Annotated in this window: 12 protein-coding genes; 10 read left to right on the forward strand and 2 right to left on the reverse strand. The window is 41.8% G+C overall.

The features are described from left to right. Positions 1-232 precede the first annotated feature (232 nt). From TOL2_RS22130 to TOL2_RS22165, 8 genes are all read left to right on the forward strand, one after another. Entirely contained in the window at positions 233-622 is a 390-nt protein-coding gene (locus tag TOL2_RS22130) for a hypothetical protein (RefSeq protein ID WP_014959510.1), read from the forward strand. A gap of 41 nt (positions 623-663) precedes the next feature. Beyond that, the gene (locus TOL2_RS22135; protein ID WP_014959511.1) at positions 664-1,695 is read left to right on the forward strand and encodes a molybdopterin-binding protein; all 1,032 of its coding nucleotides are present in this window, start codon (positions 664-666) and stop codon (positions 1,693-1,695) included. Positions 1,696-1,792: 97 nt separating this feature from the next. Beyond that, positions 1,793-2,584 carry a formate dehydrogenase accessory sulfurtransferase FdhD gene (fdhD, locus tag TOL2_RS22140; RefSeq protein ID WP_014959512.1) on the forward strand — a complete coding sequence of 264 codons (792 nt, stop codon included), beginning with the start codon at positions 1,793-1,795 and terminating at the stop codon, positions 2,582-2,584. Positions 2,585-2,655: 71 nt separating this feature from the next. Then, entirely contained in the window at positions 2,656-3,171 is a 516-nt protein-coding gene (mobB, locus tag TOL2_RS22145; RefSeq protein ID WP_014959513.1) for a molybdopterin-guanine dinucleotide biosynthesis protein B, read from the forward strand. An 84-nt stretch (positions 3,172-3,255) separates the two neighbouring features. Then, the gene (locus TOL2_RS22150; RefSeq protein ID WP_014959514.1) at positions 3,256-3,903 is read left to right on the forward strand and encodes a 4Fe-4S dicluster domain-containing protein; all 648 of its coding nucleotides are present in this window, start codon (positions 3,256-3,258) and stop codon (positions 3,901-3,903) included. Between the two features lie 16 nt (positions 3,904-3,919). Continuing rightward, positions 3,920-5,890 carry an aldehyde ferredoxin oxidoreductase family protein gene (locus tag TOL2_RS22155; RefSeq protein ID WP_014959515.1) on the forward strand — a complete coding sequence of 657 codons (1,971 nt, stop codon included), beginning with the start codon at positions 3,920-3,922 and terminating at the stop codon, positions 5,888-5,890. Between the two features lie 66 nt (positions 5,891-5,956). Then, complete coding sequence (locus TOL2_RS22160) at positions 5,957-6,181, forward strand: MoaD/ThiS family protein (protein WP_014959516.1); 225 nt, start codon at positions 5,957-5,959, stop codon at positions 6,179-6,181. 211 nt (positions 6,182-6,392) lie between these two features. Continuing rightward, the gene (locus TOL2_RS22165) at positions 6,393-7,550 is read left to right on the forward strand and encodes a 4Fe-4S binding protein (protein ID WP_014959517.1); all 1,158 of its coding nucleotides are present in this window, start codon (positions 6,393-6,395) and stop codon (positions 7,548-7,550) included. Between the two features lie 138 nt (positions 7,551-7,688). Here TOL2_RS22165 and TOL2_RS22170 read toward each other — a convergent pair whose 3' ends face one another. Both TOL2_RS22170 and TOL2_RS22175 read right to left on the reverse strand, forming a co-directional pair. After that, on the reverse strand, positions 7,689-9,146 hold the full coding sequence (locus TOL2_RS22170) for a UbiD family decarboxylase (protein WP_014959518.1): 1,458 nt from the start codon (positions 9,144-9,146) through the stop codon (positions 7,689-7,691). 328 nt (positions 9,147-9,474) lie between these two features. Next, entirely contained in the window at positions 9,475-10,026 is a 552-nt protein-coding gene (locus TOL2_RS22175) for a hypothetical protein (RefSeq protein ID WP_014959519.1), read from the reverse strand. Positions 10,027-10,881: 855 nt separating this feature from the next. Between TOL2_RS22175 and TOL2_RS23930 the strand changes: the two genes are divergently transcribed. Continuing rightward, positions 10,882-11,604 carry a helix-turn-helix domain-containing protein gene (locus TOL2_RS23930; RefSeq protein ID WP_232507999.1) on the forward strand — a complete coding sequence of 241 codons (723 nt, stop codon included), beginning with the start codon at positions 10,882-10,884 and terminating at the stop codon, positions 11,602-11,604. Positions 11,605-11,908: 304 nt separating this feature from the next. Further along, entirely contained in the window at positions 11,909-13,990 is a 2,082-nt protein-coding gene (locus TOL2_RS22185; protein WP_014959521.1) for a TonB-dependent receptor, read from the forward strand. The last annotated feature ends 10 nt before the right edge of the window (positions 13,991-14,000 follow it).

Raw genomic sequence — 14,000 nt, forward strand, 5'->3', positions numbered from 1 at the left:
ATTTTTAGTTTCCATTTTAGTTTCTTTCTAAAATTACTCCTGTTTTTCAGGAATAAAAAATTTAATGTTTATGGACACAAAGCTCCTGTTTTTCAGGAATTTTGTGTCCTGAAGATCGTGATATTTTTTAACATATTGAATTTATTTACAATAATCATATGCTAATCTATTGGCAAGCCTTTTGCAATAGTATGGATTAGCAGCAAACGCCTTGTTTTTTTGGAGAAGTAGAATGTTTAAAATACTTTTTTATTGTTCTCAGGAATTAAATGGTTCCTTTACGGAATTAAGAAAAATAGTAGAGAAAGAAATTTCTTCGGATCATATCGATATCATCAAAAAGTTTCATACATTATCAAAGAAACTTAAAGACGTTAACAATCAATATAATATCGCAATTCTCACGGCCTGCAATATGGAGGAGCTTAATTGTCTTCATGCTTGGAAAGACTGCTTAATTCACATGGATATTATTCTTATTGTACCTAAAAATGATAAAAAAGCCCTCATTTATGGAAGAGAACTTTATCCGCGATATATTACCGAGATTGGTCGTAATTATGGGTACTTGAATCATATTTTACATAATTTAATTCAGCGTTCAAAGACCAGAGAAATTTAATGGAAAACCAAAATTAAAAATGATCATAAAGGAGAAATTGCATGTTAGAAAAAGTGTCGGTACAAAACGCGGTTGGTACTCGCCTTGCCCATGATATTACTGAAATCAGACCGGGTGAATTTAAGGGCCCTGCATTCAGAAAAGGGCATACAGTCTGTGATGGAGATATCTGCCATCTTCAAAAACTTGGCAAGAACCATCTCTATCTGCTTAATATGGAAGAAGGTGAAATCCATGAAAACCAGGCTGCAAAAATTCTGGCAAAAGGTCTGGCCGGTCAAGGGATAGAATGGAATGACGATCCAAAAGAAGGGAAAATCACCTTGCATGCCGCATATGACGGCATTCTTTCCATTAATATCGCATCATTGGCTGCATTCAATCTGATAGATGAGGTCATGTGTGCTACCCAGCATAATAACACACTTGTTAAAAAAGGCGATCTGGTTGCTGCCACCCGTGCAATTCCTCTGGTCATGAAACAGGCGCCTATTGAACGAGCCGCGTTGATCGGGTCCCATGATAAAGGAATAGTCAGCGTCAAACCGTTGAAAAACCTTAAAACAGGCTTGGTTATAACAGGGAGTGAGGTTTATAACGGATTGATTGAAGACGGGTTTGCTCCAGTGTTGTCAAAGAAAATCAATGATCTTGGTTCCCGGATACTGAGCGTAAAATATGCGCCTGATGATTCAAATCATATTCAGCAGGCTATTTTAAACTGCCTGGATTCAGGGTGTGATCTCATTATTTTGAGCGGCGGGATGAGTGTTGATCCCGATGACGTGACCCGGACGGGTATTCAGCAGGCCGGGGCAACCGAGATGTATTACGGGAGTGCGGTGCTGCCGGGTGCCATGTTTCTTGTGGCATATATCAATGATATACCGCTTTTGGGTGTGCCTGCATGCGGACTGTTCCATCGAATTACAGTATTGGATCTGATACTCCCGAGAGTCATGGCAGGGGAGCATATAGATAAAAAAGAATTGGCATTTCTGGGTCATGGCGGGCTTTGCATGAATTGTAAGAAATGCACGTTTCCCCATTGTCCCTTTGGAAAAGGTGTTTGATTTCTAAATAAGTTGGATAATAAAATCATCCGGGTCGGTTTGGGCTTAGGATCTGAACTCAAAAAGGATTCATCATAACTTTAAAAAAGGTGGGCAGATGACAGGCTATAAAAATTGCATAATGAGTAAATTTTCCGGTCCGGAAAAAGATGAAATTTGTCTTGATCTGATTAAGGAAGATCCGCTTTCAATAAGAATACAGGGAAAACCCTATACGGTTGTTCTGCGGACACCTGGTGATGAAATCGCTCATGTTGCCGGATTTTGTTTAGGAGAGGGGATCATTGATTCTTCTGATGATTTTGAAAATCTCGGATATTGCGGTGAAGATGTGAATGTTGTTACGGTTACGTTAAAACCTGAGAGGCTTAACCGCATACCGGATATTTTGAAACGCAGGGGTTTTATCAGTCAGACCAGCTGCGGAATTTGTGGCAAAGAACTTGTTGATGATCTTAAACAAAATATAACACCGATATTGGAAGGTCCGAAAGTTGATGCAAAAATGGCAACCCATTGCCTTAATACGCTTTCAGATCACCAGACTCATCGCCAAAGTTGCCATGCTGCCGCGATTTTTACAGGAGACGGAAAGCTTTTATCTGTAGGAGAGGATGTCGGACGTCACAATGCCCTGGATAAATCAATAGGAAAGCTTGTTCAGGATGGGAAACTTGATATGGGGTCTGTGCTGGTTCTTACTTCAAGAATCAGCTATGAGCTTGTTCAAAAAGCGGCACGGGCAAAAATCCCTGTTATATTTGCAGTTTCAGGACCGACTGCGCTTGCGGTGGAACTGGCTGAAAGTCTCGGCATGGCGCTTGTCTGCCAGACCAGAAATAAGGATTTGTTTGTTTTTTGCGGAGAGCATCGTCTTGCCATGGTGTAATACAAACAACCACAATATTTTTTTGTCACCAAAGGTGATTTTTAATACGATATCGAAACAGGAGTCAGAAAATGACACCCATCCAAATCATTGGCCATGCAGGTTGCGGAAAGACCACCTTGATCGTTGATCTGGTTAAAGAGCTGACCAAAAGGCAGATTTCGGTCGGTACCCTGAAACACAGTGCCCATGCGCACGAGCTGGACAAACCCGGGAAGGATTCCTATCGTCACAGAAAGGCCGGTGCCTGTCCTGCCGCAATGATGACAGAAGAGATGGCTGCCGTTTACCTGCCTAGAAATCATACCAATACGCCTGATCAATTGATCAAAACATATTTTAAGCAGACTGATATTATCTTGATTGAAGGTTGGATCAGCGGTCCGTATGACAAGATTGAACTCTGGAGGGAAGTTGTTAAGCGCATGCCGCTTTTCCCCGACCTGAAAAGAGTGAAAGCATTGGTGACCGATGATGCACTTCCATCCAGGGTTGTACAGGATGCCGGATCAAATGAAATTGACTGTCTGAAACGCTCTGATGTTGAAGGACTTGCCGATTTTGTTATGGGTCTTACAAATGGATAACGATTGAAGCTGGGGGTTTTCAAAAAACCCTACCCCATATTATTTTATTAATTGTCATAATATGACTCTTGCCAAGGAGGAATTATGAAACCAAAAAAAATTTCGACCAAACAATTTTCACGAAGAGAATTTTTCAGGAGGGCCGGAAAAAAAACCGGCGGCGTATTAGCTGGAATGGCTCTGTTTCAGGGAATTACAGGCAGTGCGTATGCCTATCGATCTGACGGCCAAGGCTGTGAACTTCCAAAGGTCAAGTATGAATTACAATTTGACCCAAAAAAATGTGCAGGATGTGGATATTGTGAAGTGGCCTGTGCCCAGTTTCATGAAGGTGACGCCGGTGCAACGCATAGAAACCGTTTCACTGCAAAACCGTTAATCAAAAGCATGGGCATTTCTCCCATTTCAGCCAATGCCCCTGGTTGGACACAGCCCATTGCCATGGCAACATTTGCCGATTTCAGCACCAATGAATTTTGCCGTCAGTGCGATTCTCCAGAATGCCTGGATGCCTGCCCTGAAAATGCCATATATGTTGATTCCAAAACAGGGGCACGGGTGGTGGATGAAGAAAAATGTGTTGGTTGCGGAGACTGTATTGAAGCTTGTCAGTTTGAAATGATGCATCTTAATCCTGAAACTGAAAAAGCCTATAAATGCGACCTGTGTGATGGAGATCCCCAGTGTGTAACCTGGTGCCCCACAAAAGCCATAACATTCCATAAATTATAGTTAGAAGGATAATGAAATGACAAATCAAACATATGGTAACATGGGAAAAATCCTCAGGATAGATCTTACAACAGGAAGCACAAAAACAGAAGATGCCACTCCATACTATAAAGAGTGGTTAGGGGGAAGATGCTTAAGCCATCACCTTCTTTTCAAGGAAGTGGACGTGGCAAAAACAGACCCCCTCTCCCCCCAGAACATGATATTGATCAGCACAGGGGTTTTGGGCGGAACCACATTTCCAAGTTCCGGCAGAACCCATGCAACTTTTCTGTCTCCCCATAATACCAGCGGTTGGGGGGACAGTAACTGCGGAGGTCATTTTGGACCTTCTATGAAGCGCTGTGGCTATGACATGCTTATTATTACGGGTAAATCCCCCAAGCCTGTTGTAATCCAAATGGAAAACGACTCGGTCAAACTCTCTCCCGCACAAGACCTTTGGGGAAAAGGGTGTAATGATACCCAGGCAGAACTGTTAAACAAGAATGGAGAAGAGGCAAAAATCCTTTGTATCGGTCCGGCCGGTGAAAATTTGATTACGTTTGCCAATGTGCGTACCGAGCAGACAAACTCCATGGGGCGTTGCGGTCTGGGTGCTGTATTTGGTTCCAAAAACCTTAAAGCCATTGTTGCCAAGGGAACCAAACCTGTGAAACTCTTTAAGCCAAAAGAGTTTTATAAACTTAGCCTTGAACTTCGCAACACGTTCATGGATCCTGATTATGGCATGGTTCACAGCCTGACCTATAAATTGATGTCCACCGGGGGAGTTCCAGCCGTTACCAATCTCATTGCCCAGACAGGTATGACTCCTATCAGAAACTGGCAGAGATGCGGTATTGATCCTAAATTTGACAAACTTGTAACCTATTGGTTTGAAAAATGGGGCACCCGCAGGGAGTCCTGTTTTAGCTGTCCTGTCCACTGCCATGCTTCCTACGCAGTAACTCAGGGCAAATATCCCACCCGGGGCGGCGGTCCTGAATATGAAACCACCACCGCATTTGGACATAAATGTGATGTGACAGATGAAAAAGTTGTTCTCAAGCTCAATACCATGTGTAATGACTACGGCCTTGATACCGTAGAAACAGGTGCCCTTTTCTCAACATTGATGGAACTGAGAGAAAAAAATATCATTGATAAAAAATTCACTGATGATGTTGACCTGGTTTTTGGAAACGGCGATGCCATGGTGGAACTCATGCCGAAAATAGTGTTTAAGAAAGGATGCGGGAAAAAACTGGTTTTAGGACCCTACCGGCTTGCCCGGACACTTGGTGAAAAAGCCATGGAATCAGTCTACCACCAGAAAGGAATGTGTGCCACCGGGGTTGAAACACGTTCAACCATCGGCTCCATGCTTCAATTTGCTGTTTCTCCGAGAGGCTCGCATCACCTGAGCGGTCTGCCCACTGCAGAATGGGTCAATGTGCCTGCTCTCGGCTTGCATGTTACAGGCCATAAAGAAGCAGGGGATATCAGGTCATACCATCCCGAGGGAAAAGCAAAACTGGTACAGTATTATGAAAATCTTTTCTTTATGAGCGATTCTTTAGGAGTCTGCAAGTTTAATTTTGGACATCTGGGCTATTTCCATGACAAGCCGGAACATCTGGAATACATGTATGATATGGTTCTTAAGGGGATTTATTATGCTTCCGGCATCAAGTATAGCAAAGAGGAGTTGTTTGCCATCTTTGAAAAATCCAACCAGATTGAAAGAGCTACCATTACAATGCGCGGGATCAGAAGAAAGGATGATCAGCCAAACCATAAATGCCTGACACAAAGTTGTCCCGGTGATCACCCTGCGGGACCTGTTCCTTTACCACCAATTGATAGTAAAAAATACAATAAAATCCTTGATGCTTACTATAAAGTCAGAGGCTGGGATAAAAAGACAGGTATTCCAAAGCAAGACCATCTAAAAGAACTCGGGCTTGTGGATGTTGCAAGAAAATTAAAAAAAGCAATCGCCTGAACCAGGCAATCTATAATTAGCAGGGTATGAAAATCCCTAAACATTAATTAATTTAAAGGAGGTTTTATGGAAATTACTGTTAATACTCCTATCACCCATTTAAGACCTGATTTGCGAAATGCAACGGTTGAAGTGGCTGAAGGAAAGACACTTCGGGAATTCATGAAAGACGTAAGCTTATCGGATTATTCTATCGAGTATGTCCTGATAAACAAAAAGAAAGCAGAGATGACTCAGCAGTTACAATCTGGGGACGATCTTTTTTTTATCCCAATGATGGCTGGTGGTTGATGACTCATCTGCCCTTTGGTTCCCATTTATCTTAAACGGTTTTTTCATAATAACCGCCACGGGCAGACCTGATATTTCACCTTGGTTTGCCCACAACAAAAAATGAAAAATATCTGATTCCAAGAGGTTAGAAATTCTTTCATATAAATGACCTTATGTTTAGCCGGGGGGCGCATTTATATTATGTTTGCTGTCATTATGGGGAATACAGATGAAAAAAAACAATGTATATGAGACCCTTGCCCGTAACCTATCCTGTCTGAGTATGGGAATTCCGTTTAAAGAAGGACTGGGGGATATTCTAAAAGAAAATCTCACAAAAAAAGAAGCGGCGGCGGCCCTGACGATGCCCACCACCGTCATCCCGCTAAAGGTCACAAGCATTGACACTCTTGATCCGCCTGACGGCATGACCCGGAATGAACTGGAGAGACATCTTAAAAACCTTTCAGACAAAGGCATGGTGTTTTCCGCAGAGGCCGAAGACGGATCTCCTGGTTACGCATTGCTGCACAACGGTTTCGGGTTTCCCCAGACGTTTTTCTGGAAAGGTGAGGATACTCCCCATGCCCGGAAGATGGCGAAGATGGTGTCCAAATATTTCAATTCCAAAATGAGCCGGGAGATACACGACACAGACCCTAAGGCCTATCGCTATATCCCCGTAGGAAAAACCATCCAGTCTGCCCCTCAGAGCGTGTTGCCCTTTAATCTGATGGAAAAGGTCATTGAAGATGCCCGTGGCATTGCATTGGGGCATTGCCCCTGCCGAGTGGGCTTTGCCCTTGTCGGCGGCGGATGTGATCACCCCACTGAGGTCTGCATGAAATTTAATGATATGGCCAGTTTTGTCATCGACAAGGGCTTTGCAAGAGAAATTACCAAAACCGAAGCCCTTGAAGTGATAAAACTGGCCGAGGAACATGGGTTGGTCCATTTTGTGGATAATACCGAGGGAGAGATTCAGCATAACTGCAACTGCTGCGGGTGCGCCTGCTGGAATGTGGGTGCCATTCGACGAAGATCAACCCCCAGGGATGCAATTATGGCAACCTATTTCATCCGGGAAACAGACATTGATAAATGCATCGGGTGTGGGGCGTGTGCAGATATCTGCCCGGTGGATGCCGTGAATATGTCGGCCGATGATGTGTCGGAAACTGATACCGACTGGTGTATCGGTTGTGGTGTCTGTGTCACGGCCTGCCCTACGGACGCAATTGCCATGGTATATAGGAAAGATAAAACGCAGGGTCTTCCGGCGCAAACCTTTGGTGATTTGCATGAGTTGATTTCGATATATCGCAAAAATAAAATTAAACCTGCAACAATCGGATTAAATTTGAAAAAATCCGTGAGGGATGGATAAAAAAAAGTTTGGACTCTTGTTAACCGTTTCAGTTTTGGATTGACTTGAATACCGCTGACTTGGAATCTGTATAGGATGACCCAAGCCAGCGATGATTCGTAAAATAAAAACACACAACACAATGGGGTAAGCTATCCGCTATTTTTCAAATCCGTATTTATCCCAGTTGTTTCTTACTTTTTCAATCACTTCAGGCGTATAAATATTGGGATTGTCCCATGAATGGCGATACGGTGTCTCTTCCGGTTTCCAGGAATGGGGAATGGTTGCGTCAAAAACAACATTGCTGCCGTCTCCGGAAACCCTTTGTTCCGGCCCCAGGTAGGAGGTGCCGTAAGGGTAATTAAACGCATGTTTGTTCACGGCTATGTCTTCGGCAGGGTCCAGGCGTGTGCAGAAGGCATGAAACCACTCATTTAGATTGGTGATATCAATATCATCATTCACAACAACAACCTTGGTGGACAAGGCCCCCATTTTATGTCCCAGAATCGTTGCGCCTATTCTGGAGGCAATGTTGGGATACGGGGTTTTCGTGGCCACCACAACAATGTGAAGCCCGCCTTCCGGAGGCACATAAACCGAGGTTACCGGCAACCCGTTTTCTTTTAATATCCGCAAATACTCCGATGACATGCCCATGCCGGCGACGATGGTGCTTTCACATACGGGCAGCCCTAAAATTGAGCTGATAAACAGGGGATTGTTTCGGTGTGTAATTGTCTTGACCTTAAAAACCGGGTGCTTAAAGAACAGTTTGGACCGGTATCCTGCATAATTGGTGGAAGGGCCTTCATCTGCCAGCGGCTCATCCACTGACAACTCTCCCTCCAGGATAATTTCAGAATTTGCCGGAACTTCCAGGTCTATACTGGTGCATTTTACCAGCTCAAGTGGTTCTTTTTGCAGGGCTCCGATGATGTCGGGTTCACTGACACCGGCCGGCAGACTCGTGCTTGCAATCAAGCCAGTCAAGGGAGAACCTCCAATGGCAATGGCAAAGGGCATGGGCTTTCCAGCAGGTTTATACTTTTCATAATACATCATGCCGATATGCTGAGCAGGTGAAGTGAAAACCGTGGTGGATGTTTTATCCAGAATCATGGAACGGTAATTACCGTAATTCACCCAGCCGCTGTCAGGGTCTTTGCATATTGCGCTGTTCCAGGTCCCGATATTTCTGGCCTGACGCGAATCCAGCCCGGCATGGCCTTCGGATGGTACGGGAAAGGAAAAAAGATCTATATTGTCACCGGTTATCACGTTTTCCTGGCAGGGTGCGTTCTTCACCAGCACCGGCTTGATAGGATTTTCCTTTCTTTTATTGTATTCGGCCATTATCTCATTAAAATGACTGTCCGGGTCCATCTCAAGGGATATGGCATACCTCCGCCATGTGCCGATGGGGGTCATCACTACATCCCACCCTGGATACCCTTTAATATCTGTAAACAGCTGGGCCGGGCCCTGCCGCTGACAATTTCGCCGGGTGATCACAGACATTTCCATATCAGTACTCACCTGCCTGTCAACAACCACCAGATCCCCTGTTTCCTTTAATCTCTCCACATATTCTCTAAAGTTATGGTACGGCATACCAGCCTCCTTATAAAAGCAAATTAGTTCATCTTATTTTGGTACAGGCTAATCAGATTCAAGCCTTACTGTCAAGGCAAAATTTATTTTATAAGGATAAATACAATATCTACACAATAATTATTAGGTTAATAATAATTATTGATTTATTATATAAGCACAAAGTCTTATTGCGCTTTATAATTTAAATCCATAACCTTTTGTATGAATCTATGTTTGAATGAAGGCGGCTGCTGAAAATTTTCAACCTGTGCGGTTAGTCTTTCAGCTTATACCAGATGGTTGGAATAGTACATAATTTCAGAAAGGCATCAAAAACCATTTTGTTTTACTCTGAGGGCTTGCGACCGGGTACTTTCCAAAAGCTCCAGTCAATTTGTCCCCCTCTTTTGTCGCCGTGAATCCCGCCTCCTCCATCGGAGACCCTTCCACTGTAACCGAATGCAATTGCAGCGGTATCAGCAGGCAATTCAAATTGCTTGTTAAAAGTCATCTTTCCAAGTGTATGAAAATCAAGACGGTAGGCAAAAATCCGTATCAATTTTGAATCCAGGACAATACCATCAGGGTCCAGCATGTAAAGATTGAGTGTTAAGTTGTCCAGAGTGCCAAAGCCCATGGTGAGGAAACGCCTCAATTTTACCTCACCGGAAATCTGCAAATTTTGCATCTTTTTTTGATGTGTATAGTCAATGGTCACATCGCGGGTCTGCCAGCTTCCTTTATAGGGTTTGCCATCCTGTACAGTTATGCGGTTGTCTTCTGCAACCCATGCCCCCTTGTAAGTAAAAAACTTGGCAGAACAGCCGGCCAGGAGCACTATCAAAAGACACAAAAAAAATGAATAAAATAAAATCAAAGTTGTTGTTTTTGCATGCATATTATCCTCCTCAACAATGAGTTGATGTTTGAGATCATTCATCATTCATTTCAATAAATTAAGCACGAAACTGTATGAGAGCAATAGCTTCTATCCTGGCACATTCAACTAACGGCCATGGCAGATCACTCTGCCACAACAAATAATGAAAAATATTTAATTTCAACAGGTTAAAAATTCTTTCATATAAAATCAAAGACAATACAGCGGTCAAATAAAAAAGGCATGGGTTGCTCAAACGGCAACCGGGCCAGCGAGCAGGAATCCATAAAAGGTGCGGTTTGATGTTGCTTTATAATTTTGTAATTAAGTGTATTTAGCAAAACAATCCAGAATATTTGCCGTAAAAAACTTGCTCTTTGTGGCAAGGAGTATTTTTTATACTTTTATTGACAAAAAGAAAAATTTTATTCTATAGTCTTTGCATATTAAAAGAATCAAGCCAAGAAGGCCGGGATAATATGAATATTATCTATATTTCCCGGCTTTTTTTTGTGTGCATATAATGTTTGAGTTTATTCAGCATGGAAAGCCTGGATCTATAAGTCAGGAATCGTTACATCTCAAGTAATGTTTTGCTATGGACAGGTAAAAAAAATGCATACACAAATAAAAGAAAAGATATTTAAAAAAGCGTCTTTAGATTCCCGCCAAGAAAGATTCAACCGTTTTGGAACCCGCTGGAAAATTTCTCCTGAGATTGGTAAAGGAAAAATTAAAACGTTAAGTTTTAAAAGTGGAATACAGATATATATTTATGATTACAACACATCAGAAAAGTTAGTCAGAAAAAGCTGCAGCAATTTTCCCGTATTCGGTTTCAGATTTTGTATTTTTGGAAATACCCGATTAGATATGAAGTGTTTAAAAAAAACTTTGATTGTAAAAGACAGTGAAAGTGGATTTTTTTATTTTCCAAGCATGGAAGGTTCCCATGAAGACATGCCAGGAGTTCATATTTACAAAGTCTTAATATTGGTCAAACCCTCTTGTTTTTTGTCTTTGATGGAAGATGAAGTATACAAAATCCCCATGAGATCAAAGATAACTTTGAATGACAAACAGATAATGTGTGATCCCTTTAATTTTACGGGTATCATAACGCCTTCCATGCGCATGATTCTGGAGCAGATTATCCATTGCCCCTATGACGGTGCAACCCGTAGAATTTTCATTGAGGCCAAGGCAATGGAGCTGATTGCATGCAAACTTGATCAGCTTAAATCAGTTAAACACAAACCAAAGAATCATTCATATTTAAAATCCTGTGATATGGACAGAATGCAATATGCAGGAGAATTATTGTCAAAGAATATTGAGACTCCGCCAAACATGCTTGAACTCGCTAAGGATCTCGGTGTTTCACGATCAAAATTATATAATAATTTCAAACAAGTTCATGGTATCTCACCTATGGAATATTTTCGTTTAAAGCGTATTGAAAAAGCCGGTGTTCTTGTTAAAAATAAAAATATGAATTTAACCCAGATAGCTTATTCACTGGGCTATTCAAACTCCAGCCATTTTGCCAAAACCTTTAGGGAATATTTTGGCATTCCCCCGAGTCGCTATCGTTAATTTTTTTCATTTAATAACTGCCAGGGGCTGATCTGGTATTTCTCCTTGGTTTGCCACAACAAAATATGAAAGTCGCTGTTTGGATTTTTTTTAAGACTTTCATATAAATCATGATACTCCGCAGCAACTCAATAAGAGCAAAATCGATCTTGCCATGGGGTCCACTTTATTCAAATGGACTGCATTGATAAACAAATGGACGCAATTGATAGTCTGAAGTCGTTTTTTTGTGCATATATTGATCTGATTTATAAATAAAATAGTCTGAAAGGTATTGATTATAAGATAAAATTTGGAGGGATTTATGCACGTATTTAAGAGGTCGGCAAGGATTCAATATTTTAATTTGGTTTTTTTTGTGCTTGTGCTTATATTGGTTTCATCTTCTTTTGCCCAGGAAAAATCATCTGATTCGTTTAAATTGGAAACCATAACTGTGACTGCGGAAAAACAGGAAGATGATGTTCAAAAAGTTCCTTCTGCAATAACTGTTTTTACTGAAGGCGATCTTGAGGATGCAGATATAGAGGAAATAGGAGAGGTCATCAAACAGGTTCCCAATATGACTTTTGGAAAGACTTTCCTTGGGGATGAAGCTGTATTCAGGGGAATTCGTAACAGCCAGTTCACGAACAAAAATCCTGTTGTCATTTATATCGACGGCATTCCCCATGATAACGTCGCCAATTTTGATGCAGATCTTAATAATGTTGAGAGGGTCGAAGTACTCAGAGGCCCCCAGGGAGCTTTGTATGGGAAAAATTCAATTGGCGGGATCATCAATGTCATAACAAACAAACCAGATAACAATTTTAATGCAAAATGCACTACTGAGTTTGGAGAAAATGATACTTATGGAGCAAAAGCCTACGTTGAAGGCCCTATTGTAAAAGATACTCTTTTTTTTGGGGTCACAGGGTCATGGAATGAGACACAGGGATTCATGAAAAATAATTATCCTGGTGAAGATAATTTTGATGGTGATCAAGCCATTAGAACAAAAGCACTTTTCAAATGGGTGCCCACGGATCGGATGAAAGTAAATTTTCATGCCGGAGCAAGTCGTACCAGCAGAAACAATGGCGCCTTGATTCGTTCTGACGAGGTTCGTTATTATGATTTCAGAGACCCTGAAGATAAAATTGAAACTGACATTTTAAATTTCGGCCTTAACCTTGTCTATGAATGGGATGAAATTGAATTTACCTCTGTCAGCACATTTAGCGATAATGAAAGAATTTTAAGGCAAAATCTTAATTATTACCGGTCAAAACCCACATGGATAGGTTTGGGTACTATTGAAAATTCCATGTTTACACAAGAATTTCGTTTTCAGTCAAACAACAATAATAAAAGTTTAAAATGGCTTGGTGGTATTTATTATTCAAAGGACAAAGAAGATTTAATTGAAAGTGGAAGCATCATGAACACAGAAGCCACTCTTGGATTTAATAAAAAGATAGACTATCCGGGAGCTTTGGATGAAGAGGCCGTGTCCGCCTTTGGCCAAGTTACTGTTCCTGTGGGCAGCAGGTTTGATTTTACTGCAGGATTAAGATACGAGTACATTCAAAAGCAATTAAACCACAGGTATACGGAGACCCGTGTTGATACGGGAGAAATTCTTAAGCAAGGCGCCTATGATATCGATGAGGACTGGGGTGCATTCCTTCCCAAAGGCGTTCTCTCCTGGAAAATAAACGAAGACGCCATGATTTATGCAAGCGTTGCAAAAGGATACCTGGCCGGGGGTCTTCATGCCTATGAAACCGACAAAGAAAGTGCAAAATTCGATGAACAGACCTCCATTGATTATGAAATCGGAACAAAAACCTCATGGCTTGATGACCGGCTCTTCTTAAATGCGACCCTGTTCTATATGGATATCAAGGATATGCATGTATACAGCATGACTGAATTCTATATTTTTGTCGCCTCAAATGCAGGCGCGGCTCACAGCAAGGGAATTGAAATTGAGGCAAAGGCAAGGCCCGTGAAAGGAGTTGATTTAACGGCACAATTGGGCTGGATTGATGCTGAATATGATGATTACAACAATTATACCGGCAACCGTATCCAGCGAACCCCTGAATATACCTTAAATCTGGCTGCACAGTACAGGCATGCTTCAGGATTTTTTGTGCGCGGGGAGATGCAGGGTAACGGAAAAACCTATTATGACGATGCTAATACAGACAGCCAAAAATCTTATGAAATATTCAATATCAAGGCAGGATATGAAAGCTCAGGCTGGGCTTTATCTGTTTACTGCAAAAATATTTTTGACAAAGAGTATTTCAGTTATGGCAGATCCTGTGGAATCGGCACCATTAAGGAGGTGGGTAATCCAAGGACAATCGGACTTATCGCATCTATATCTTTCTAAATAATTAGAT

The organism is Desulfobacula toluolica Tol2, from assembly GCF_000307105.1.
GTDB lineage: Bacteria > Desulfobacterota > Desulfobacteria > Desulfobacterales > Desulfobacteraceae > Desulfobacula > Desulfobacula toluolica.